A 19,952-nucleotide genomic window follows, 5' to 3' on the forward strand; every position below is an offset into this window, starting at 1 on the left:
CCGGGCGGAGCCCAGATCCACCAGGTACACGAAAGGAACCCGACACCATGAGCTACGCCATCGACCAACTGCCCGACCTCAGCCCCCTCGGCGGTCACTGGACCATCACCACCGCCCGTGACATCGTCGACGGCCGCCCCTTCGAAGTCGGCCTGGCCCACCTCCCCGGCGTCGAGTGGCCCTACCAGCCCACCAACTGCCCCATCGCCCGCGGCAGCTGGTACCTCGACGGCACCCTCCTGCTCTGCGACGGCTGCGGCACCGACGGCACCTAAGCCGCCGAAGGGCGGGGCCCAAGGGCCCCGCCCCAGGCGCGGGCCCGAAGGGCCCGAGCCTGGAACCCGAAGCGCGGACGCTTCGGCATGAATCGCGTCGGCGGGCCCGGCGGCCAAGGCCCCCAATTGTGGGCGCATATGCCGTAACCGTCTGATAGATATGGGTTTTGGTGTTGGACGCATGGTGCGGATGAGGGGTTAGCGTAATGAGGAAGTCCCTGGCGACCGTCGCCGGTGCCGTCGCCCTGGCGATAGCGAACTGCCAGCAGGCGCAAGCCGAGATCCGGCCAGCAGAACAGTCGCCACCGAAAGTCACACCCGCACCCAGCTACGCCGGCACGATCGGCATCCCCGTCCACGCGACCGCACCCGACGGATCCACCGCGGACGTCACACTCAACGGCGCACGAGTCAAGGACGACCACTGTCTCGGCGCACTCCCGTGCCTGGTCCTCGAGCTGACAATCGTCGGAACCTCCCAGAAACCCTTCCCCTACAGCGCATCCGGCGTGACCTGGTCCTACGCCAGCACATCCGATCCCTGGTATGGGGCTGACAAGTCCATCGGATGGGGACCCGCCGCGGGCGACTACCGGCCATTCATGCCACCCGGGCCACTGCTGTCGGGTCAGGTCGGCCAAGGCGAGACCAAACACGGCCTGGTCATGTCCATGATCGGCTCACCACACGAGCCGATCATGGTGTTTCTCAGTTCCTACGACCCCAACACCAGCGGCAACGGCACCCCCAGAACCCGAGAAGCAGCATGGCAGGTCACCGTAGCGCGATGACCCGACGCGGGTGCGCGTCCCTGTACGGGGTGTCGCGGACGGTGTTCATGATGGACTGGTGCAACTTGTTGATGTTGATGTGCCATGGGTCCGCGAGAAGCTCGAAACCTTCGTCGCCACCACCAAACCCGTGAACCAGTCCAGTGCGGGAAACGGTGTCGCGTTCATGACCGCCAAGACCTTGCCGCAATGCGGGCGACCTGAAGCGATCCGGATGGCGGAGACCGTGCGGCCGATCCTGGCCAAGCTGTACCCGGAGTGGCAGAGCGAGAACCAGACGTCCAAGAACGATGAGTTCAAGTCCGAGCGTGATGCCGCGAGAAAGCTGCTGGCCCGCCTCGATAGCCACGAGGAGGTGCTTGCCCGTCTCGGCGGGGCGGACACCTCGCCTCGAATCACTGCCGCAGGGCTGCACCCTCTGATCTGGAAGGCCGCCTCCGCTCAGTGGTCCACCGGGCATCGACACGAGGCAGTGTTGGCAGCAGCGAAAGCGGTGGCTTCGCTTCTGGAGACCAAGGTTTCGCGCCGCGACCTGTTGGAGTCGGACCTGATCAAGCAGGCGTTCTCCGACAGGGAACCCGAGCCCGGGAAGCCGCGGTTGCGGTATCTGGGTTTCAGCAACGAGAAGACCGCCGAGTCGATGCGGCGTGGGGTGATGGAGTTCGGCGGCGGCTGTTTCGCCGCGATCCGCAACCCAGTCGGGCATGTGCCGAACGAGGAACTCGACCTCGATGAGCAGACCGCCCTCGAACGTTTGGCGGCGTTGAGCTTGTTCGCCCGGTGGATCGATGAAGCCGACCTTGTAGAAGCCGACGCGCCCGCCTGACCACCAACTACGCGAACTTCGTTGGATTTTCGGCGATTACTACCGGAACCCCACCAACCCAGCACAAACCAACCCCGGGCCCGGGGTGAAGTCCACAGGACTCCACCCCGGCCCAGCCGTCCAGCACCGCGCGCCGAGCGCGGCTCACGCCGCGCGCGACCCCTCGCCCACCAGGCCATCGAGCAGCCGCAGCGCCCTCGCGGTCCGGCGCAGCCGCCACACATGACAGCGCTGCCACTGCGGCCGACCCGCCGGCGTCGGCACCTCCGCGCCGTTCAACACGGCAGCGATCGCCGAATCCGACTGCCCGTCCACGACCATGGCCATTACATCCGCCAGCACCGCGTCCGGGCACAGCATCGGCCTGCCCACGCCCCTCACCGGCGACGCCCCCACCGCAGCAGGAACCCCAGCACATCGCCCAGCACCAGCCGGGCATGCCACGCGCGGTCGGGCTTGGCGAACAGCGACACCACCACCGCCAACATCACCGCGAACGCCGCCGCCGCGACCGGCAACGACATCACCACATACACCAGCACCCAGCACTCCGGCCGGGCCAACAGAAAAAGAAGATTCACGCTGTACTCCGCGCATCAATGCGGGATAGCGTGCGGCACAACCGTTCTAGGCGCGCACCAATCCCGCGGTTCGACAAGAAATTGAAGTCGAACCGCGGAAATTCGGGCCTCGAGCCGGACGACGGCGCACGACCACACGCCGACCCGGAGGCTCATCGCCCTGCGCCGCCAACCAATGCGCAGCCAGAATGGCCCGCTCATAACGGTGTACGTACGACAGCGCCCGAGCGAAGCGGTCGCGATCGAAGGGGACCAACCGCCGCAGGCTGTCGGCCCAAGAGATCGGCTCGGGAAGAAACTCGCGCAGCCACTCCAGCCGCACCCGGACCCGACTGAAGACGTCGTTGAACAGCGCCCGCGACTTCAAGGCGTCGCTGATCGCCGGAGCGGTCACCGCCGTCAGCTCCGCGTGCAGCGCGCGCATGATCCCCGGCACCGGCGCGACCTCTGTGCCGAGCCGGTTGAAGAAGTCCTCGAACACCGGAAGGGTTTGCGACGCAACATGAGAAGGTAAAGCCAGGACCGTTTGCAGGTTGGAGAAGACATTCGCGGCGTGGGAGAGCGAGTCCACCGCCTGCTGCACTGACCCGGCGAGCGCGCTGCTCGCCAGATTGATCGACTCGACCATCGCCGACGCCGGCCCCGGAACCTCCGCCATGGTCGACAACGCCTTCTCGAACACCTGCCCGCTCGACATCGTCACCGACGCGATATCGCTCAGATCGCGCTGAATCAACGCCCAAACAGGCCCTTCGGTCACCACGGCGGCCGCGTCGCGGGCAGCCCGCATCGCCGCTTGGCGATGTAGCGAATCTGCCGCAGTTTCCATGCCCGCCATCATAAATGGGGTTCCCGAGCGTTCGTATATTCCGGATCCGTCCCGGCACCGGCCAACAGCAAACCTCCCGCGCCGACACCCCGCTCCCCCCGCCGGATCCGTGCTCACAAACAAGCTTTGAGCTGCCGCGACACCGAGCCCTCCCACACTCAGCGCAGCTCCCGCAGGCTCACCTCCCAGCCGCCCTACGCCCAAGGCGGCTGCGTTCCCGCCGGCACCGGCGCCCCGAACCCCTCACCCGCCTCCGCGGCCTGGCGGCCGCGCGGCACCCGGACCCGAGGGTGTTGGTGTCGTCCTCCGCCGAGCCCACCAGGGGCTATCAGGTCGGGTCTGGGCAGGTCAAGCCCAAAAGCGTGGCTTGACCTGCCCAGACCCGACCTGATCGGAGACGCCCCAGGCTCAGCGAAGGACGACACCAACACCCACCCCCTCGCCATGTCCAGGCGCCGGGATCCTCCGCGACCTGCCGGCCGCGCACCGGGGGCGCTGCCCCCGAGACCCCCGCCCCTAACGCCGGGGAGGCGAGGCTTGCAAAGGCCGGGCAAAAAACACAAGCCGAAACCAAAAGAAAAGTCGAGAGATATCCCATATCGAGAAATAGCTGTATTGAAACGTAGGAAGTATAGAATAGAAGAATCAGCAAGGCAGAGAAGGGAACGAAAATGAACGAGCAGGCCACCGAAACCGCCTACGCGGCCATCGAAGCCGACCTCGCCGCGCGGTTCACCCTCGACCAGCGCGCCGAAAAGGCCGCCTACAGCGCGCGCCGCGCCGCCGCCCTGTTCACCAAGGCCGACACCGCCAACGACGCGGGCGACGACACCGAAGCGCGCGAACTCGCCGGTCAGGCCGCTAAGTGGGCGCGCACCGGGCGCGGCTACACCTTCGGGGGCACCGACTACCAGGCCGAGCAGTTCCGATCGGTGATCGGAACGCGGCTGTGGAGCTACGCCGGTCTCAGCTGACCCCCGACCCCCCGTGCCGATCAACGGCGATCGGCACGAATTCCGCACAGTCGAATTCATCCGGAAGGAAATCGAGAAATGATCACCCACGCCGAAGAAATCACCATCGGTGAATACGTGGCCGCCACCCCCGCATTCCTCAACTATTGGCCCGAAGACGAAACCCTGGTGGCGGTATTCCTGCGCCACGGCCGCATCGTCATGGTCATCGACACCGACATCGACCAGGACCACGCGAACGCCGCCCAGTCCATTGCGCGGCTGGCCTGGCGCGAGAAGGTCGACAGCGCCCGCATCATCGCCATCGCCCCCTACAGCCGCGCCGGGGCGGCGATCATGCTCGCCGACGCCATCACCGGCAAGCTCGCCGCCTACGGCGTGCCGGTCGAAGGACGTGCGCACACGACCGAACTGCGGCGCGGAGGCCGCTACACCGATCTCGACTATGCCGAGGACGGGATCATTCCCGACCCGGCCGCGACCGCCGCCATGGTCGCCGCCGTCGCCGACGGCCGCCTGATCCTGCTCGGTCGCGCCGCCGCCACCGCGCAGTTCACCGAGCGCCCCGAGCCCGAGGCCGACGCGTTCATCCGCGCCGATATCGCCGCTCTGCGCCCCGGCCACACCGCCACCGTCCTGCGCGACCTGTCGCGCGCCATCGCCGGAAACGACTACCCGACCGCCGAACTGGCCGCCAACGCCGCCGTTCTCACCCTGTACCGGCCCGCTCGCGACGCGATGCTCGGGTTGGCGCTGATCGACACCCCGGCCGCCGCCGCCGTCTACACCGCCATCGGCAACCAGCTGCGCGGCCGCGCCCGCGCCCACGTGCTCGCGATGGCCGCCGTCTTGTACTACATCGACAGCCAGGGCATCGCCAGCTACGAGGCCACCCGCGCCGCCGACGACGCCGACCGCGACGACTCCCCGCCGCTGGTCAAGTACATGCAGGCCGTGCACACCATGGCCATGCCCGTCGACTACGTCCGGCCCCTGCTGGCCATGGGGCAAATCGTCGCCACCCGCTACGGCGTCGAAGTCCCCGAATACGACGGCCGCCGCAAATAGCCGACAGTGGCGCGGATCACGCGAATTCAATTCGACCGCGAAACGTAGGAAAGATAGACTTTAGAGGTACGGCAAGGGGGCGGGGAAGGGAAACCGGAACCGCTCGCCGCACCTGCGTTCTTTGAGAACTTAATAGAGCACGCGCGAACATATTGACTCCCGCAACCCGTCCCGCATCCGAGCGGGCGGCCGGACCCCGTCCGGCCGGACATGTCCCAGGTGGAACGGGCCGTAAGGCCCCACGGAGAGCGCTCAGGGTTGACACCCGGAGCAGTCACGCGCCGACCCGCGAAACCGGGCGGAACAGGAACCTAGCGCCGTGCTCGACACATTCGAAACGACACAGAAAGGCATATTCAATGCCTGTTCAGGAATTCACCTTTTCGCAAATCGGGAACCTCACCGCCGCCATTCCCGCACTGCTCGGATTCACTCCGGAACGGTCCCTTGTATTCATGTTCCTGAAAGAGGACATGGACAGTCCACACCACGCCATCCCCGTGGTCGCCCGCATGGACATCCACGAGTTCCAGCGCGCGCCGCGCGGCCGCTCGGCCGAACGGCTGGCCCGACTCGGAAACGCCGCACTGGTCGCCATCGTCGACGACCGCGCCCGCAGCCACGACCGCACCGAGCACGAGGCCCTGTTGCGCACCGTCGAAGCCGAATTCGCCGCCGCCGGTGTGACGCTGGTCGGTGCTTGGGCTACCCCCGCCATCACCCCGGATTCCCCCTGGTGGTCGCTGACCGACGACGGGACCGGCACCATGCCCGACCCCACCACCGAGCCGCTCACCGCCCACACCGTCTTGCAAGGCCGCAACATCAGCCGCTCACGCGCCGACATCGAGGCCCGCTTCACCCTCGACGCCGCCCGCAGTGACGCGGTCGCGCAACACCTGCGCGCGGCCATCGACGACAACGCCGCGCAGTTCGCCGCCGCCGTCCGGGCCAACGAACTCGACGAGTTCACCGCCCGCGAGGTTGCCGAGATCATGACCCGGATCGAACGCCACGACCCGGCCGCCGGAGCCGACCCCGCCGACGCCGCCTATGTGGCCGCGCGGTTGGGCAACTCCGAAACGCATTACGGCCTGTTCCGGCTGTGCGGCAGCGAACTCGCCGACCGGGCCGAAGCGTTCTGGCTCGACCTCACCCGCTTGTTGCCGGGACAGGCCCGAGCCATCCCGGCCACTCTCTACGGCTTCAGCGCCTACGCCCTGCGCGAAGACGGGGTGTCAGCGTCGATCGCCTTCGGTATCGCCCTCGACGAGGACCCCGAATGCAGGCTGGCGCGGCTGCTTTCGCACACCGTGGAGTGCGGCGTGCCGCCGCAGATCGTCCGCGACAAGTTCGGCATTGTGCGCCCGGCCTAACGGCCACCGCCGCACCCGAAAACCCAACCCACACAAGGCCAACGGCCACAACCCGCGAAAGAGAGTCCACGTGAAGAACCCCGAAATCATCGATAGCGTCGCCGCGCTGGTCGCTTCCCTGCCCCGCCAGCACCGCGAGGCCATCCCCGCTCGCGCCCTGGTGGTGCTGCTGGTCAACAACGCCAAACACGCTTGGGAACCGATGCCCGTGCACGGCGTGTACGTCGCCGAGCTCGACACGTGCGGCGGATGCTGCACCGTCGAAGGCGACTACTGGGGATGGATCAACACCGGCAACACCATCGCCGTGAGCGCGGTCGCCGTCGTCGTCGACGACGAGGCCGACGGCCCCGGCGACAGCGGAACCGAACACGCCAAGCTCATCGACCGACTCGGGCTGGACATGCACGAGCAGGGCATACCGCTCGAAGCCGCCTACGCCGCCCGCGCCACTGAGCCCGGACACCCGGTCTGGTCGCTGGACACCGAGGAATTCATCGCCGCCGTACCCGCCACCGCCGAGCCCGGCCCCGACCACGACGGCTACGCGCTTGCCGCCGACGTCGTGACCCGGCCGTGGCCGCCGATCGCCCGACTCGCGTAACCGAACACCCCACTCCCCGAGGAAGGGCCGGGCATCGCCTAAATGCCCGGCCCTTCCCCGGCCAGACCCCGGAAAGGGGAACCACCGCAATGCAATTCGAGATCAACGACTTAGGCCGCCGCGCCGACAACAGCGTGTTCGGCCCCAAGCTCGACGGATGGGAAGCCACGGTCAAATTCGACAGCGGCGAAATCCTGCGCCTGTCCCAGCTCGACGGAGAAGCGCCCCGATGGGCCGTAGACGCCGCATTCGGCGCGAACGGGCATCCGCACTGGGTCAACGGATTCGGCAACCGCACCGGCAAATTCCGCGCCGCCGCCGACCCGCTGCGCGACGCACTCAACGCCCGCCGCGACGAGATCGCCGCCCGAGCGTGAGCAGCCGCCCGGCCGCCCGAGGCCCGCCCCACCGGAACAGCCCGCAAAACGCCAGACCACAACGACAAAGGCCCCCAGCTAGCGCCTAACTAGCTGGGGGCCTTTCGCCGCCCACTCTAGGAGATCACTCCCACCATGACAACCATCGAAGCCCCCGCCAGCACCGACACCGAGGCCCCGGCCGAGGAGAACACCGCCCCGGCCGCCGCCGAACCCGTGGAGCCGGTACCGGTCCCACTGCCCGCCGAGGTCGCCGACGACCTGCGCCGCCAGTTCGCCGAACGCATCGCCCAGGGCTTGCCCGCCCGCGTGCTGTTCGGGATGAACCCCAATCACGTCGTGTTCGGGTCGAGCGCCGGTTTCAACGTCCGCGACGACGCCGTCGAGACGATCACCGACGAGTTCGTCGCGTCGATCAAGCAGCGCATCTTGCAGACGCCCACGGCCTACCTGCGTGCTGACAACATCATTCAGGTCAGTGACGGGCAGCGTCGCACCTACGCCGCCCGCGCGGCCGGACTGCCCAGCATTGACTACCTGGTAGGGCCCGAGCCCGAGGGCACAGACGCCGCGCGGCGCGCGTCGGAAATCGTCGACCAGGTCGAAGCCAACGAACGGCGCGTCGACCTCAGCGACGAGCAGCTCTACCGCGCGCAAGAAGAACTCGCACTCTTGGCCCTGCCCACCGGGGACAAGACGAAAGCCTTGAAACAGCTGGGAATCAGCACCAAGGAAGCCAAGGCGATCAAGGCCCTGAGCAAGGCCGGGAACGCGCGCGAGGCAGCGGTTACCGGCGAACTCGACCTCATCCAGGCCGCCGCCGCCATGGAGTTCGAAGACGACGACAACGCCATGGCCCAGCTCGAAGCCGCCGCCCGGCGCGGCAATTTCGATCCGACCATCGTTCGCTTGCGCGAGGAGCGCCGCGTGCGCACCAAGCGCGAGGAGGCCATCGCCCCCTACGCGGCGCGCGGATTCCGCATCCTGGCCCGCACGCCCTGGAACGACGAGCGCAAACAGTTCGTCCCGATCGAGGACCTGCGGACCCGCGAAGGAGACAAGGTCACCGAGGCCGACATCGCCGCCTCACAGTGGGCCGTCCACGTCGATATCGGCAACCGCATCGTTGTAACCGCCACCGGCGAGGAGATCCACGACCGCCAGGTCGACCGCGCCACCTACGACGACCCCGACCGAGAACCCGCCAAGGGCAAGCACCACGCCCGCGACGTGAGCGTCGAGGAAGTCGTCACCGTCGCCTACTACTGCCACGACCACAAGCGCGCCGGTCTGCGCAAGGTCAAGGAAGGCGGCGAAACCGCCGGAGCCGCAACCCAGACCGTCACCATCATCAACAAGGTCGCGAAGTCCGACACCCTCGAGCGGCGCGCATTCGTGGCCAAGTGGCTCGCGAAGATCCCGAAAGCCGTACCGGCCGAAGTGCAACTGTGGCGGTTGCGCCTCGAGGGAGCGGCCCCGGAAATCTTCAAGGAGTACACCGCCCGCTCGACCGCATCGGAGTTGCTCGCCATGCCCGGCGACGAGCTCGCAGACGGAACAGCGTTCGACGGGATCAGCCTGGCCCGCGCCCAGATGATCGGCATCGGATTGGCCATGGGCGCAATCGAGGGCCGGATGCACCCGCGCGAGGACAAGCCGAACTATTGGCGCATCGCGGCCCCGCCGGAAAACGTGTTCTGGACTGTGGATATGACCCTGTCACAGCCCTACCTGCGGCTGCTGATCTCGCTCGGGCACGTGCCCGGCATCGCCGAACGCCTCACGCTCGGCGACATCACCGTCGACCAGGCCCTCGCCGAGATCGCCGCCGCCGAAGCCGCCGAAGCCGAACGCGGCAGCCAGCTCGCCGCCGACGCCGACCAGGACTAGGCACCCACCCCGCAGGGCCGCGCCCACACCAGGCGCGGCCCTGCCCCATTCACCGCGCGGCCCGGCCCGAACCAGCTCCCCGAGCCGGGCCGCGCACCACCACCCGACGCACGCGGCGGCCGGCAACGGAACTCCGCTGCGCTCCGTGCTGTCTTTTTCCGCGGACAACTCCCAGCCGACACCGGTCGCTCAGCCGGGCCCGACCAACACCCCACCCGGCCAACACGAAACCCGCCGCACGCGGCGCCGGCGCGCTGCGCGCGCCCGCGCTCCGCGCGGCTTCCCCGCCGACACCGAAAGACGCTCCCGCCCATGACAACCCAACCACCCCCGCCCCGCCGGTACGGATTCGGCCGCATCGACCACCACGGCCGCTACCCCGTCTACATCGGCCACACCTTCGCCGGACACGTCTACTACTACGAAGGCAGCTGGTGGGCCGTCGAGGCCTACGACCGCGGCCACACCAGCGGCCACCGCACCCGCGCCATCGCCGCCGAACACCTCACCCCAGACATCCCCGACAACCCCGCACCCGCGCCCAGTAGCGCGAATACCCTTGAGCCCGTGCCCAATCCTGACGCGCCAACCCCGGACGAGCCCGACATCGACCACGCCGAAACCTTCGCCGTCCTCTTCGACGACGAACCCGCCGTGATCCTGCTCGCCCGCCACCGCGTCACCCTCACCACGACCGCCACCGGCGCGCTCGTCGCCGCCGACGCCCTCACCTCCGCCGTTCGCGACCGCGGGGCCCAGCCCATGACTGATCTGGCGTTCGACGCCGACCCCGCGGCCGGATGGCAAGCCCACCTCGCCGGGGACATGCTGCGCATCATCACCCCCGACGACCAGCCGCTCTACGACGGAACCCTCGCCGCCGATCCGCGCTGGCATCGCCGCGCCGCCGACAACGCCCGCACTGGGCAAGGGCTGGTCATCATCACCGGATCCGCGCCCGCGACCCACGACGCGGCCCTCGACATGATCGCCGAGGGCCGCGCCAGCTGGATCCGGATTCCGCTCGAAATCGAGCCTTAGACAGGCGATCTAGTCGCGAGTCGGCGGCACCGCCACCACGAACCGCGCCCCACCCGGAACCGCCGGCCGGAACGGCACGCCCTCGACCACCGCCGCCACGTCGGCCGCCGACACCGACGCCCACGCCGCCATCAACCGCGCCGCCTCACGCTCGACCAACGAAACATCCTCCGACACAACCGCACTCCCTCCATACCGGCCGACCCGCACGAACACACCAACCCATACCACGCCAGACCCACCGGGCACACCAGCCCGCATGCGGCCCCGGCCGCGCCGCCCCCCACCGATATTCAGAGCTGCCGCGACACCGGGCCCTCCCGCCGTCGCGCAGCTCCCGCAGGCTCACCACCCAGCCGCCCCGCGTACGCGACGCTCACCACCACGACACACAGCCCAGACCCTCGACCGCTCACCGACATCCGCGAGCTCCGCTCGCGCGGCGCCCGGCCCCGAAGGGTGCCGGTGTCGCCCTCCGCCGAGCCCCACCAGGGCTATCACGGCAGGGTTGGGCCGGCAAGCAGCGGAAAAGCGTCGCTGCTTGCCGGCCCAACCCCGCCGTGATCGAGACGCCCGCAGGCTCAGCGAAGGACGACACCGCTACCCTGCCCCCTCCCTGGGCCGGGCACCGAACAACCCCGCGCCCTGGCGGGCGCGCACCCGGGGGCCCTGCCCCCGACACCCCCGCCCTCGCCGGGGGCAGGCTTGCAAAGGCCGGGCAAAAAACGCAAGACCAAACCCAAAAGAAGGGCAGAGAGATTCATCATGCCGGAAAATGAGCGAATTGAAACGTAGGAACTGTAGAATAGAAGAATGAGCAACATGGAGAACAAAGGCCAGGGATTCAAGCCCTTCGGCGGCACCGTCGCCGAATTCACCAACGCCCTCTACCAGCACAACGACACCTGCGAAACCTGCTGCCCCGGCGGCCTCCCCAACCCCAACACCGGCACCCTCTGCCAGGCCGGACGCGCCATCCGCCGCGGCCTCGCCGACGCACGCGGCCGCGCCGCCCTGCGTACGGGCGCGAAACTCTGACCCAATCCACACGAATTCGACCCGAAAGGAAAACCCGTCATGAGTGTCATCATCAAAGGCAATGTCGCCCGGATCGGGGAACTTCAGAATTTCCGCACCCGCACCGGTGAAGACCGCGCCACCGTCTATATCACCATCATCGAAAACCACGACCGGCCCGACGGGCACGGCGGCTACGAACCCGACGGCCTCACCGTCTACCGAGTCCGCTTCAGCGCCCGTATGGCCGAACGCGTCCACGCCAGCTTCGGAATCGGCGACGCCCTACTCATCGAAGCCACCAACCTGCGCGCCAGCCTCGACACCGCCCCCGGCCGCGAACCGACGCCCGTGATCAAAGCCCGCGGAATCGACGCAGGCCTGTCGGTCCGCATGAAGGCCTTTGCCCAGCCCGAACCCGCCACCAGCTAGGGCGACACACCCCCACCTCGACAACAGCCAGCCACGAAAGGAATTCGCCACCATGACCGGAATCCCGACCACCCCCGTACCCGAGCGCATCGCCGCGCCGCTGCGCGAGCTCTACGCCGCCGAAATCGACATCCTCGACATGTTCGCCCAACGCGACACCGACACCGAGACCGACCGGCCCCCGGTCCGCATCGTCGATACCGGCGGATTCGAGCGCTACAGCTTCCTCGCCCTCGAAGCCGACGCCCGCCCCAGCCGCGAGCTCTACGAAGTTCTCGCCCTCGAGGCCGACGCCGGCCCGGACATGGACCCCCACGGCACCCTCTACCTGCTGATCACCAACGACGACAGCAGCGGACTCGCCACCAGCCCCGCCGAAATCGGCAACTGGATCGTGTCCATCCGCGACGCCACCGACGGAGCCGAAGCCGAATCCATCGCCGAGGGCGAAGCCCAGAATTTCGCCATCGCCTACCGCCGCGCATGGGTCAACCTGCTGCGCGCCCGCCGCAACTGACGCACAACCAGCCACACCGCCGCAGTCCGGCCGGGCACCGCCTAAGTGCCCGGCCGGACGAAGCACAGACCCGACCACGAAAGGCACTCAATCCCATGGCAACACGCCGCCGCCGCAGCTACACCCCCGAACAACGCGCCGCCCGCGACGCCGCAGACGACGCCATCAAGGCCGAAGGCCTCGCCCTGCTCGCAGACCCCGACGCCGTCTCCACCCTCGTTACCCGCCTGGCCACCCTGACCGCGCCGTCCATGGTGTGCCGCTACTCGCTGCGCAACCACGCCCTACTCGACAAGCAGGCCGCCGCCCGCGGAATGACCCTGTCCGACGTCGGCAGCGTCAAGGACTGGAATGCGCGCGGCCGCGGAATTCGCAAGGGCGAAACCGGCTTCCGCATCGTCGCCCCCAAGGGCCGCGAAGAAGTCCCGGGCAGCGACACTCCCCCGGCCGACGCCGAACCGATCACCGAGCCCGCCGACAACGGCGACAACGGCGACGGCGAGACCGCGACGCGGACCCGCTACCGCATGGTCTCCGTATTCGACATCGCCCAAACCGTCGGCATCGAAGATTTCGACGACGAGCCCGTCATCGTCGCCCCGGTCGCCGATCCCGTTGCGGCCCTGCGCGCCTCGCTGGTCGCCCAGCTCGAGCGCCGCGGCTACCAGATCACCACCGGCGACGCCCCCGCCCTCGACCACGACGCCCGCACCGTCACCACCAGCGAAAACCCGACCATCGACGAGCTCGCCCAGGCCCTCGCCGCCATCACCACACTGCCCGCCGACCAACGCCCCACCACCTACACCGACAGCCCCCGCCCCGCCCGCGCCCCGCGCGCAGCCGCGCCGGCGGATCCCTCACGAATCCCCCTCGAACTGGGCAAATACGCCGACGGATCCGCGACCATCCGCACCGACACGGCAACCGGGCTCACCTACTACACCGTCACCGGGCCCCGCATCGCCGGAACGTTCACCATCGCCCCGCAATCCGCCCTCGACAGCGACCGCGTGCACATGGTCACCATCCACTACGGCGAATACGACACGCGCCACCACTTCGACCGCTACCACCGCAAAGACCGCCCCATCGTCAACGGCCTCGACCTCATCGGAGGCACCGGCGGACTCGCCATCGACCAGCTCGACCGCATCGACGGCCGCCGCGTCCACTGCCGCCGCCCCACCGACCCCCAGCACGACACCGACGTTCCTCCCCGCACCAAAGAACGCACCGCCGCAGTCATGCGCGCCATCCTCGCCCACTACGTGACCCGCGACGACCTGCCCGCCCTGCACCGCGCGGCCGCCGCCATCGAGGCCGCCGACCGCCAGCGCGACCAGACCCGCTACGCCGCGGCCGCCGCCGCAGAAATCACCAAACTCGAAGCCAAACGCGCCGAATACGCCGCCGCAGCAGCGCGCTACGCCGACCTCGCCACCGACACCGAACAACTCACCCTCGCCATCTAGCCACCCCGACCACCGAGCCCCCGGCCACCCCACCAAACGTAGGAAATGCGCGAAATGGTGTCGGGTGGCCGGGGCATCCGACAGGAACCCCCGTGCACACACAACCCCACCCCCGCCACCGAAACCGGGCCGCCGCCACCCCGCCGCCGCTGCGTGCCGTACCCGACCCCGCACCAGTCGACGACGTACTCGACGCCATCACCGCACACGGCGACACCCAAGCCCTCGCCGACGTCGACCCCGAAAACAAGCTGATACAAGCCCTGCTCAACGCCCCCGCCGCCGAAGCCGCCGCCGTCCTGGCCCTCATCGGCGTCGACGACCTCGCCGGGCACCTCCCCCAAGTCGCCCTGACCGCCATCACCGAACTAGTACGCGGCGGCCGCCGCCCCACCCCCGACGCCGTCGCCGCCCTCGCCCGCGGGCCCCTGCCCATCGACCCGCAACCCTCTCACCTGGCCATCGTCCGCTACATCAGCGACGTCTACACCTCCCGCATCGCCGCCGACCTCTGGCCCGCCGCCGAACGAGTCCTACAAGACACCTATTGCCGAGCCCACGCCGAACACGGCACCCGCCTCGCCCAAATCGCCGAAACCTTCCCCACCGCCGACGAACTCGACCAAGCCACCGCCCGCGCCCGGCGCCACTGGGACAGCATCCGCGAACGCCTCGACCACCTCGCAGCCCGCGCCAGCACACCCAGCCCGCACCCCGGATGAACAACACCCCCGCCGGCGCGCGGGCCGCGGAAACGGAATTCCGCTGCGCTCCATGCTGTGTCTTCTGGGCGGGCAGCCACCGGCCGTGCCCGGGTCAGGCACCCGGCCCACCCGACACAGTGGCCCAACCGCCGCGCAACCCGACCAGGGCCGCGACAGCGGCCCCGGGTGGCCGGGCACGGAACCAATTCGGCGCTGCCCGCGTCCAACCGGTTATGAGCACTCGCGCAGCCCAGATGTGGCCGCAACCCGAAACCGTCGCCAGCCGCTGGAGGTGGGCGCAAGCACGCATGACGCTCTACCGCACCTACGGCCACCCGGCCACCCGGCGACGAGCCCGAATCCTCGCCCGCGCCACCGAGATGCGGCCCTAGCGGTCGCAGCGAAACGGAATTCCGCTGCGCTCCATGCAGTGCCGATCACGCGGACGACCACCGGAGGTACCCGGCCGCGCACCCGGCCCGACCAACACGGTGGCCAGCCACCACGCGACAAGCCGGAAGACGATAGTCCTTCCGGCGGCCCGCAGGATCAGGCCTCGAAATCCAAACTCAGCTGCGTCAACGCCCGCACCCGCGCCATATCCGGGCGGGTGTTCCCCAGGAACGCGGCCACCGCCGAGGGCGACCACCCCGCCACCAGCAACCGTTGCTCAGCCGTATTGCGCAGCGTCCCCGGCGAAATCTCCATCCCCGCCCGGCGGCCCACCGACCGAATGATGAAGTCCACCGACCGCGGAGCCAGCCGGCGGCCGCGCTTGGACACGAACAACGCCCGCTGCGACGACATCGGCCCCAACATCTTCCGGCGCTCCGCCCGCCACGCCAGCAGCACCGCCCGGGTCCCCGCCTCCAGCGGCACCACCCGATCACCGATCCGCAGATTGCCCCCGCGCGCACTCAACTCGACATCATCCTCATCGAGCCCCGCTAACTCCGTCTCCAGCGGCGCAGCATCCAGCCCCACCGCCACCAGCGCATAGTCCCGCGCGTCCTCCGCCGCCGCCGCCAAGAACCGGCTGATCTGCTCATCGTCCAACGTCCGCGGCACATGCAGATCCGTCGACACCCGACCCACCGCCGGGCGGCCCAGCCCCTGCCACTCGTAGAACGCATCCAGCGCGGCCAACGTCGTATTCAGCGTGCGCGCCACCGCATCCCGCTCGGCCACCAGGTGTTCGAAATACGCCGACACCGCCACATCCCGGGCCGCCGCGTTGAGCAACGCGTCCGGGTGCGCGCCACTCGCGCGCAGCCAGCGCACGAAATTCCCGACCCGCTCCCGATACGTCTCCCGTGTACGCCGAGCCAGCCGCGTCCCCGCCAAATGGAGCACGAACGCATCCGTCACCGGATCGGCCAGCGCAGCGAACCCGATCTCGTGCAGATCGGCCATATCCTCACCCGACACCACTCCACCAGCGGCCACCGCGCACCACCTCCCAGCCAGATCCCACCAGGATCTCAGCCCCCACCGACACGCACGGAAACCGCAGATCAGCGGCACCCGAAAGCGGTTACGCTGCCGGTGATCACGCCCACCGAGGACACCCAGAACGGGTCAATGGTTGGCGTGTCGCGCCCGCGATACGACTTTCGTGGACGTGGCAAGGTCGTTAATCTTGGTAAATACGTCTCATACGGAGCGTATGAGCAGTGAATCGGGTCGGGCTGAGTGCTGCGCGGAGCGCGGTGAGAGGCGGGCGTCAGTGTTGGTGGGAGTGTGGTCAATGTGAGTCGTGACCGCAGACCTCTGGCTGCCAAGATCGATGCACTGTTCACGGAGCGCTGGCCAGCGGGAAACCGCAACGCGACCGTGGAAGTAGCCGCGTTCGTCGCCCAGGTAACCGGCCGCGACATCGACCGGCAATACATCTACCGGATCCGCTCAGGCAAGGTCGGCAAGGTCGATGGCGCAGTGCTGGAGGCGATTGCGCAATTCTTCGGCAAGCCACTGGGATACTTCTCCGCGACCAGTGACGACGAAGTCGCCGCGGTGCTGCGGGAAAGCCGCCTGCAATTGGCCGGATTGCGCACGATGGGAGACCTGACCCCCGAGGCCCACGCCGAGCTGCGCGGCCTGCTCGACATCGCGCGTAAAGTACTGCGTGACGAGGCCGAACCTGGGGGGTAATGCGCGTGCAATGGAACCGGATGAACGACATTGCCGCACGCATCGTGCCCACGCCCTACACAATGGATGGCCTGGTCGAGCAGGCCGGTGAAGTCCTCGGCATGCGACTGATCGTGCTGCCGAAGGTCCGGCGCGGTACGCCACTGACCGGAATGGTTGTGCGAGACGGGGACTGCGGCGTCGTCCTGGTCCCCGACGACGCCACCGAAGAGTTCCAGGTCCACATTCTGGCGCACGAACTCTGGCACCTGCTCCAGGGACACAATTGCACCCAGAAGAAGCTGACCGGCTACCGTGCAACCATGAAGGCCCGCGTCCAAGAAGCCTTGTGCGAGCGTTTCGCGCGCAAGGTCGGGCTTGAGATCAAGCGACAACAGGCCCGCACTTCCGAGCCGATGCCTGAAGTCGCGAGGGGACTGGCCGAAGCGTTCGGCGCGCTGTAGTACGGCCCGCCCGCGGGTTGTGGTGTGAGAAGCAGACATCGAGACACGGGGATCGCATAGGTGGTGGGCGAAACAATCGCGGGGGTTTCCTGGCTCGGTTTCCTGGCCGGGTTGATTGTGTTCGGGCGGGGAATGTGGCGGGGCGTAAAAACCCAGCAGCTATTGGGGATCGGAATCGCGTTCTACGCGCTGACCATGAAGGCCTACACGCGCCTAGGAGTCTCGGGTGTGCGTGAACCGTTGACCACCGAAGAACGGGTGTGGGCGGCAATGTTCACTGTCGCGGCCGGAACCGCGATGCTGTCACTGCTGCTCATCATCATGAGAGGCCAGCAAGAACCATCCCCCACCCATCGGCGGCGTTTGGTCGGGTTGTTCCTGACCGCGATCTCCAGCGCGGTATTGCTGCGCGTGGTCACCTGGATACCAGGCCCAGAGCTGGCACCCAGCAACGACTTTCTCAACGACTACGGCGGCGATCTACGCGTCGTCATCTACGAACTGATCTTCGCCGCCTGGCTGGGACTCCCACTCGGCGCGCTAGGACTGTTCGTGTACCGCTTCCAGCGCGGGACAACACGGTGGGTCACCTTCGCAGGATGCGTGCTCGGCGTCGGCTGGGCGGGATGGAAAGTCGTCGGCACGGCGGTCCGCTACATCTCCGGTGACCCCATCCCCCTGGAATCACCGGTCAGCGTCGCCACCGGCTGGGCGTCGCTGACACTGTTGACCTGCGGCCTGCTCAGTGGTCAGATCAGCGGCGCGCTGCGGCGGGCCCGCGAAACCCGGGAGTACACGTTGGCCCGCCGCGCCGACGACGAACGTCACTCCACGCCGACCCCGGATACCACCGACTCCTCTGCGGCGTAGAGGTTCTGGATCAGCCGCTTGTATACCTTGCCGCTGTCGTCGCGCGGCAATGCCTCGACGATCGAGATCCGGGTCGGGATCTTGTAGGACGCCAGCTGTCCGCGCAGGGCTTCGCGCACACCGGCTTCGGTGAGCTGCGCGCCGGGCCGTGGCTGGATATGGGCGGCCACAGCCTGCCCGAGATCGCCGGTGTCGGCGATACCGAACACCGCGACGTCCTCGACGCCCTCGAGTGCGCTGATGGCGCTCTCGATCTCGGCCGGGTAGATGTTGACCCCGCCCCGGATCACAACCTCGCTGTCGCGGCCGGTCAGATACAGGTAGCCGTCAGCGTCGAGATAGCCGAGGTCACCGACCCACAGCATGCCGGGCACAGGTGAAGACGGCGCACCGAGATTGAGGTATTCGAACTTGGGCCAGTAGTCCGCGCCCCGCACGTACACGCGCCCGAGTTCGCCGGCGGGCAGCGGGTTTCCCTGCTCGTCGGCGATGACCACCGCCGACCCGTCCGCGGGACGTCCCACGCTGCCCGGGTGCGTGAGCCAGTCTTCGCCATTGATCCAGGTGATTGTTCCGGCCTCGCTGCACCCGTAGAACTCCCACAGCGACTCACCGAACAGCTCGATTGCGGCCCGCTTGAGCGCCGGCGGGCACGGGGCCGCCGAGTGCACGACATGCGTCAGGCTCGACAGGTCGTAGCGCGCGCGTTCAGCGGCGGGCACGCTCAGAATCCGCGACACCATGGTCGGGACGATCTTCACTTGCTGAATTCGGTGCTCGTCGACCAGCTGGAGGAACCGGCGCGCATCCCAGCGGGGCATGATCACCATTTCCGCGCCCATCCGCAGCCCGAGCACGGCCAGCGCGTTCGGGCTGGTGTGGTACAGCGGCCCAGCCACCAGCATCCGCACACCCGGGGCCAGGCCCGCCCGCTGCGCGTTCGACGAAGCGATCGTGAGCAGCTGTTGCTGAGTCATCTTCTCGCGCGCAACGCCTTTCGGCTTGCCTGTCGTGCCCGAGGTGTAGATCACGCCCATGCTCTCAGCGATGGCGCCCTCGATATGGCCGACCGGCTCAGGGTGCGCGGCGATCAGGTCCTCGAGTAGCTCATGACGGCCCGTCGGCTCGGCCAGCCGCGGATCCCACCCACCTTCAGCCAGAAGCTCACCCGGCATGGCGATCTCGACGATGCGGGCATCACTGGCGGCGATTTCGCGGGCGGCCTCGACCACAGGCACGAATTCGGTGTGCGCGAAGACCATTCGCACATTGGCATCGACCAGCACATGCGCCACCTCGGGCGCGGTCCAGCGGGTGTTGACCGGCAGCGGGTTCGCGCCGGTGCACGCGATGCCGACCGACACCTCGAGGAATTCGATGTCGTTGCGGGCCATAATCACGCACTTGCTTCCCCGCTCCACACCGGCGGCCAGAATCGCCGCGCCAAGTCGGCCGGCACGCTCGAGTACATCGGGCTGCGTGCGTTGACGGCCAGCACTCGTCAATGTGGCAAGTGTTGGCGAAGCATCTTTCGGCGAAGCATCGGTCATAGCGCCGAGTCTGCCATTACCACGATCATTTGTGACCGCTGGAGCCGAACTCCCGGACAGATCACAGCCGAACCACCTCGGAAACTAATGATCTTTCCCTGTTTTCGATCCTATGCTTAACTGCTCTTGAAGATCAAAAGTGATCGTGAAATACAGGGGGA

General features: G+C 68.1%; 25 protein-coding genes. 19 read left to right on the plus strand and 6 right to left on the minus strand.

The window, feature by feature from the left end; genetic code table 11:
• Nucleotides 1-47: 47 nt before the first annotated feature.
• The 3 genes from ACYVKL_RS38805 to ACYVKL_RS38815 all read left to right on the plus strand — a co-directional run bounded on the left by ACYVKL_RS38805 (nucleotide 48) and on the right by ACYVKL_RS38815 (nucleotide 1,892).
• Nucleotides 48-275, plus strand: coding sequence for a hypothetical protein (locus ACYVKL_RS38805; protein WP_379174170.1), 228 nt, complete (start codon nucleotides 48-50; stop codon nucleotides 273-275).
• A 206-nt stretch (nucleotides 276-481) separates the two neighbouring features.
• The gene (locus ACYVKL_RS38810; RefSeq protein WP_379174171.1) at nucleotides 482-1,066 is read left to right on the plus strand and encodes a hypothetical protein; all 585 of its coding nucleotides are present in this window, start codon (nucleotides 482-484) and stop codon (nucleotides 1,064-1,066) included.
• A gap of 166 nt (nucleotides 1,067-1,232) precedes the next feature.
• On the plus strand, nucleotides 1,233-1,892 hold the full coding sequence (locus tag ACYVKL_RS38815; RefSeq protein WP_379174172.1) for a TIGR02391 family protein: 660 nt from the start codon (nucleotides 1,233-1,235) through the stop codon (nucleotides 1,890-1,892).
• A 144-nt stretch (nucleotides 1,893-2,036) separates the two neighbouring features.
• Here the strand turns inward: ACYVKL_RS38815 and ACYVKL_RS38820 are convergent, their stop codons facing one another.
• Genes ACYVKL_RS38820 through ACYVKL_RS38830 form a run of 3 tightly spaced genes read right to left on the minus strand, consistent with a single transcriptional unit; the run spans nucleotide 2,037 to nucleotide 3,302 of the window.
• On the minus strand, nucleotides 2,037-2,264 hold the full coding sequence (locus tag ACYVKL_RS38820) for a hypothetical protein (protein WP_379174173.1): 228 nt from the start codon (nucleotides 2,262-2,264) through the stop codon (nucleotides 2,037-2,039).
• A gap of 5 nt (nucleotides 2,265-2,269) precedes the next feature.
• Nucleotides 2,270-2,473 carry a hypothetical protein gene (locus ACYVKL_RS38825; protein ID WP_379174174.1) on the minus strand — a complete coding sequence of 68 codons (204 nt, stop codon included), beginning with the start codon at nucleotides 2,471-2,473 and terminating at the stop codon, nucleotides 2,270-2,272.
• A gap of 46 nt (nucleotides 2,474-2,519) precedes the next feature.
• A complete protein-coding gene (locus ACYVKL_RS38830; protein WP_379174175.1) occupies nucleotides 2,520-3,302 on the minus strand; it encodes a hypothetical protein in 783 nt (260 codons plus the stop codon).
• Nucleotides 3,303-3,973: 671 nt separating this feature from the next.
• Between ACYVKL_RS38830 and ACYVKL_RS38835 the strand changes: the two genes are divergently transcribed.
• From ACYVKL_RS38835 to ACYVKL_RS38865, 7 genes are all read left to right on the plus strand, one after another.
• Complete coding sequence (locus tag ACYVKL_RS38835) at nucleotides 3,974-4,276, plus strand: hypothetical protein (RefSeq protein WP_379174176.1); 303 nt, start codon at nucleotides 3,974-3,976, stop codon at nucleotides 4,274-4,276.
• A gap of 78 nt (nucleotides 4,277-4,354) precedes the next feature.
• Nucleotides 4,355-5,344 (plus strand): DUF4192 family protein, encoded by a 990-nt coding sequence (locus ACYVKL_RS38840; RefSeq protein WP_379174177.1) that lies wholly within the window; start codon nucleotides 4,355-4,357, stop codon nucleotides 5,342-5,344.
• Between the two features lie 359 nt (nucleotides 5,345-5,703).
• Complete coding sequence (locus tag ACYVKL_RS38845; protein WP_379174178.1) at nucleotides 5,704-6,720, plus strand: DUF4192 domain-containing protein; 1,017 nt, start codon at nucleotides 5,704-5,706, stop codon at nucleotides 6,718-6,720.
• Between the two features lie 70 nt (nucleotides 6,721-6,790).
• A complete protein-coding gene (locus ACYVKL_RS38850; protein ID WP_379174179.1) occupies nucleotides 6,791-7,324 on the plus strand; it encodes a hypothetical protein in 534 nt (177 codons plus the stop codon).
• A gap of 89 nt (nucleotides 7,325-7,413) precedes the next feature.
• Nucleotides 7,414-7,701 (plus strand): hypothetical protein, encoded by a 288-nt coding sequence (locus ACYVKL_RS38855; RefSeq protein WP_379174180.1) that lies wholly within the window; start codon nucleotides 7,414-7,416, stop codon nucleotides 7,699-7,701.
• Between the two features lie 135 nt (nucleotides 7,702-7,836).
• Nucleotides 7,837-9,591 carry a ParB N-terminal domain-containing protein gene (locus ACYVKL_RS38860; protein ID WP_379174181.1) on the plus strand — a complete coding sequence of 585 codons (1,755 nt, stop codon included), beginning with the start codon at nucleotides 7,837-7,839 and terminating at the stop codon, nucleotides 9,589-9,591.
• Nucleotides 9,592-9,903: 312 nt separating this feature from the next.
• Entirely contained in the window at nucleotides 9,904-10,632 is a 729-nt protein-coding gene (locus ACYVKL_RS38865; protein ID WP_379174182.1) for a hypothetical protein, read from the plus strand.
• 9 nt (nucleotides 10,633-10,641) lie between these two features.
• On the opposite strand, the gene ACYVKL_RS38870 is transcribed toward ACYVKL_RS38865, so the two are convergent.
• On the minus strand, nucleotides 10,642-10,809 hold the full coding sequence (locus tag ACYVKL_RS38870; protein WP_460774310.1) for a hypothetical protein: 168 nt from the start codon (nucleotides 10,807-10,809) through the stop codon (nucleotides 10,642-10,644).
• Between the two features lie 636 nt (nucleotides 10,810-11,445).
• Between ACYVKL_RS38870 and ACYVKL_RS38875 the strand changes: the two genes are divergently transcribed.
• The 6 genes from ACYVKL_RS38875 to ACYVKL_RS38900 all read left to right on the plus strand — a co-directional run bounded on the left by ACYVKL_RS38875 (nucleotide 11,446) and on the right by ACYVKL_RS38900 (nucleotide 15,169).
• Nucleotides 11,446-11,670 (plus strand): hypothetical protein, encoded by a 225-nt coding sequence (locus tag ACYVKL_RS38875; RefSeq protein WP_379174185.1) that lies wholly within the window; start codon nucleotides 11,446-11,448, stop codon nucleotides 11,668-11,670.
• A gap of 39 nt (nucleotides 11,671-11,709) precedes the next feature.
• Complete coding sequence (locus ACYVKL_RS38880) at nucleotides 11,710-12,081, plus strand: hypothetical protein (RefSeq protein ID WP_379174186.1); 372 nt, start codon at nucleotides 11,710-11,712, stop codon at nucleotides 12,079-12,081.
• 52 nt (nucleotides 12,082-12,133) lie between these two features.
• Entirely contained in the window at nucleotides 12,134-12,598 is a 465-nt protein-coding gene (locus ACYVKL_RS38885; RefSeq protein ID WP_379174187.1) for a hypothetical protein, read from the plus strand.
• 95 nt (nucleotides 12,599-12,693) lie between these two features.
• Nucleotides 12,694-14,073 (plus strand): ArdC-like ssDNA-binding domain-containing protein, encoded by a 1,380-nt coding sequence (locus ACYVKL_RS38890; RefSeq protein WP_379174188.1) that lies wholly within the window; start codon nucleotides 12,694-12,696, stop codon nucleotides 14,071-14,073.
• 92 nt (nucleotides 14,074-14,165) lie between these two features.
• A complete protein-coding gene (locus tag ACYVKL_RS38895) occupies nucleotides 14,166-14,795 on the plus strand; it encodes a hypothetical protein (RefSeq protein ID WP_379174189.1) in 630 nt (209 codons plus the stop codon).
• Nucleotides 14,796-15,010: 215 nt separating this feature from the next.
• Nucleotides 15,011-15,169, plus strand: coding sequence for a hypothetical protein (locus tag ACYVKL_RS38900; protein WP_379174190.1), 159 nt, complete (start codon nucleotides 15,011-15,013; stop codon nucleotides 15,167-15,169).
• Nucleotides 15,170-15,326: 157 nt separating this feature from the next.
• Here the strand turns inward: ACYVKL_RS38900 and ACYVKL_RS38905 are convergent, their stop codons facing one another.
• On the minus strand, nucleotides 15,327-16,190 hold the full coding sequence (locus ACYVKL_RS38905) for a site-specific integrase (RefSeq protein WP_379174191.1): 864 nt from the start codon (nucleotides 16,188-16,190) through the stop codon (nucleotides 15,327-15,329).
• 336 nt (nucleotides 16,191-16,526) lie between these two features.
• Between ACYVKL_RS38905 and ACYVKL_RS38910 the strand changes: the two genes are divergently transcribed.
• Genes ACYVKL_RS38910 through ACYVKL_RS38920 form a run of 3 tightly spaced genes read left to right on the plus strand, consistent with a single transcriptional unit; the run spans nucleotide 16,527 to nucleotide 18,241 of the window.
• Nucleotides 16,527-16,928 carry a hypothetical protein gene (locus ACYVKL_RS38910; RefSeq protein ID WP_379174192.1) on the plus strand — a complete coding sequence of 134 codons (402 nt, stop codon included), beginning with the start codon at nucleotides 16,527-16,529 and terminating at the stop codon, nucleotides 16,926-16,928.
• A 20-nt stretch (nucleotides 16,929-16,948) separates the two neighbouring features.
• Nucleotides 16,949-17,371, plus strand: a complete 423-nt coding sequence (locus ACYVKL_RS38915) for a hypothetical protein (RefSeq protein WP_379174194.1) — start codon at nucleotides 16,949-16,951, stop codon at nucleotides 17,369-17,371.
• A 60-nt stretch (nucleotides 17,372-17,431) separates the two neighbouring features.
• Nucleotides 17,432-18,241 (plus strand): hypothetical protein, encoded by an 810-nt coding sequence (locus tag ACYVKL_RS38920; RefSeq protein WP_379174196.1) that lies wholly within the window; start codon nucleotides 17,432-17,434, stop codon nucleotides 18,239-18,241.
• Here ACYVKL_RS38920 and ACYVKL_RS38925 read toward each other — a convergent pair.
• Entirely contained in the window at nucleotides 18,196-19,791 is a 1,596-nt protein-coding gene (locus ACYVKL_RS38925; protein ID WP_379174197.1) for an AMP-binding protein, read from the minus strand. The genes ACYVKL_RS38920 and ACYVKL_RS38925 overlap by 46 nt on opposite strands.
• Nucleotides 19,792-19,952: the final 161 nt, after the last annotated feature.

It is taken from the genome of Nocardia tengchongensis (assembly GCF_054781395.1).

What these genes read in the sequence shown, in the direction of transcription:
- ACYVKL_RS38805 (WP_379174170.1), top strand. Translation starts at nt 48, where the DNA reads ATGAGCTACGCCATCGACCAACTGCCCGACCTCAGCCCCCTCGGCGGT.
- ACYVKL_RS38810 (WP_379174171.1), top strand. Translation starts at nt 482, where the DNA reads ATGAGGAAGTCCCTGGCGACCGTCGCCGGTGCCGTCGCCCTGGCGATA.
- ACYVKL_RS38815 (WP_379174172.1), top strand. Translation starts at nt 1,233, where the DNA reads ATGACCGCCAAGACCTTGCCGCAATGCGGGCGACCTGAAGCGATCCGG.
- ACYVKL_RS38830 (WP_379174175.1), bottom strand. Translation starts at nt 3,302, where the DNA reads ATGGAAACTGCGGCAGATTCGCTACATCGCCAAGCGGCGATGCGGGCT.
- ACYVKL_RS38835 (WP_379174176.1), top strand. Translation starts at nt 3,974, where the DNA reads ATGAACGAGCAGGCCACCGAAACCGCCTACGCGGCCATCGAAGCCGAC.
- ACYVKL_RS38840 (WP_379174177.1), top strand. Translation starts at nt 4,355, where the DNA reads ATGATCACCCACGCCGAAGAAATCACCATCGGTGAATACGTGGCCGCC.
- ACYVKL_RS38845 (WP_379174178.1), top strand. Translation starts at nt 5,704, where the DNA reads ATGCCTGTTCAGGAATTCACCTTTTCGCAAATCGGGAACCTCACCGCC.
- ACYVKL_RS38855 (WP_379174180.1), top strand. Translation starts at nt 7,414, where the DNA reads ATGCAATTCGAGATCAACGACTTAGGCCGCCGCGCCGACAACAGCGTG.
- ACYVKL_RS38860 (WP_379174181.1), top strand. Translation starts at nt 7,837, where the DNA reads ATGACAACCATCGAAGCCCCCGCCAGCACCGACACCGAGGCCCCGGCC.
- ACYVKL_RS38865 (WP_379174182.1), top strand. Translation starts at nt 9,904, where the DNA reads ATGACAACCCAACCACCCCCGCCCCGCCGGTACGGATTCGGCCGCATC.
- ACYVKL_RS38875 (WP_379174185.1), top strand. Translation starts at nt 11,446, where the DNA reads ATGAGCAACATGGAGAACAAAGGCCAGGGATTCAAGCCCTTCGGCGGC.
- ACYVKL_RS38880 (WP_379174186.1), top strand. Translation starts at nt 11,710, where the DNA reads ATGAGTGTCATCATCAAAGGCAATGTCGCCCGGATCGGGGAACTTCAG.
- ACYVKL_RS38885 (WP_379174187.1), top strand. Translation starts at nt 12,134, where the DNA reads ATGACCGGAATCCCGACCACCCCCGTACCCGAGCGCATCGCCGCGCCG.
- ACYVKL_RS38890 (WP_379174188.1), top strand. Translation starts at nt 12,694, where the DNA reads ATGGCAACACGCCGCCGCCGCAGCTACACCCCCGAACAACGCGCCGCC.
- ACYVKL_RS38900 (WP_379174190.1), top strand. Translation starts at nt 15,011, where the DNA reads ATGAGCACTCGCGCAGCCCAGATGTGGCCGCAACCCGAAACCGTCGCC.
- ACYVKL_RS38905 (WP_379174191.1), bottom strand. Translation starts at nt 16,190, where the DNA reads ATGGCCGATCTGCACGAGATCGGGTTCGCTGCGCTGGCCGATCCGGTG.
- ACYVKL_RS38915 (WP_379174194.1), top strand. Translation starts at nt 16,949, where the DNA reads ATGAACGACATTGCCGCACGCATCGTGCCCACGCCCTACACAATGGAT.
- ACYVKL_RS38925 (WP_379174197.1), bottom strand. Translation starts at nt 19,791, where the DNA reads ATGACCGATGCTTCGCCGAAAGATGCTTCGCCAACACTTGCCACATTG.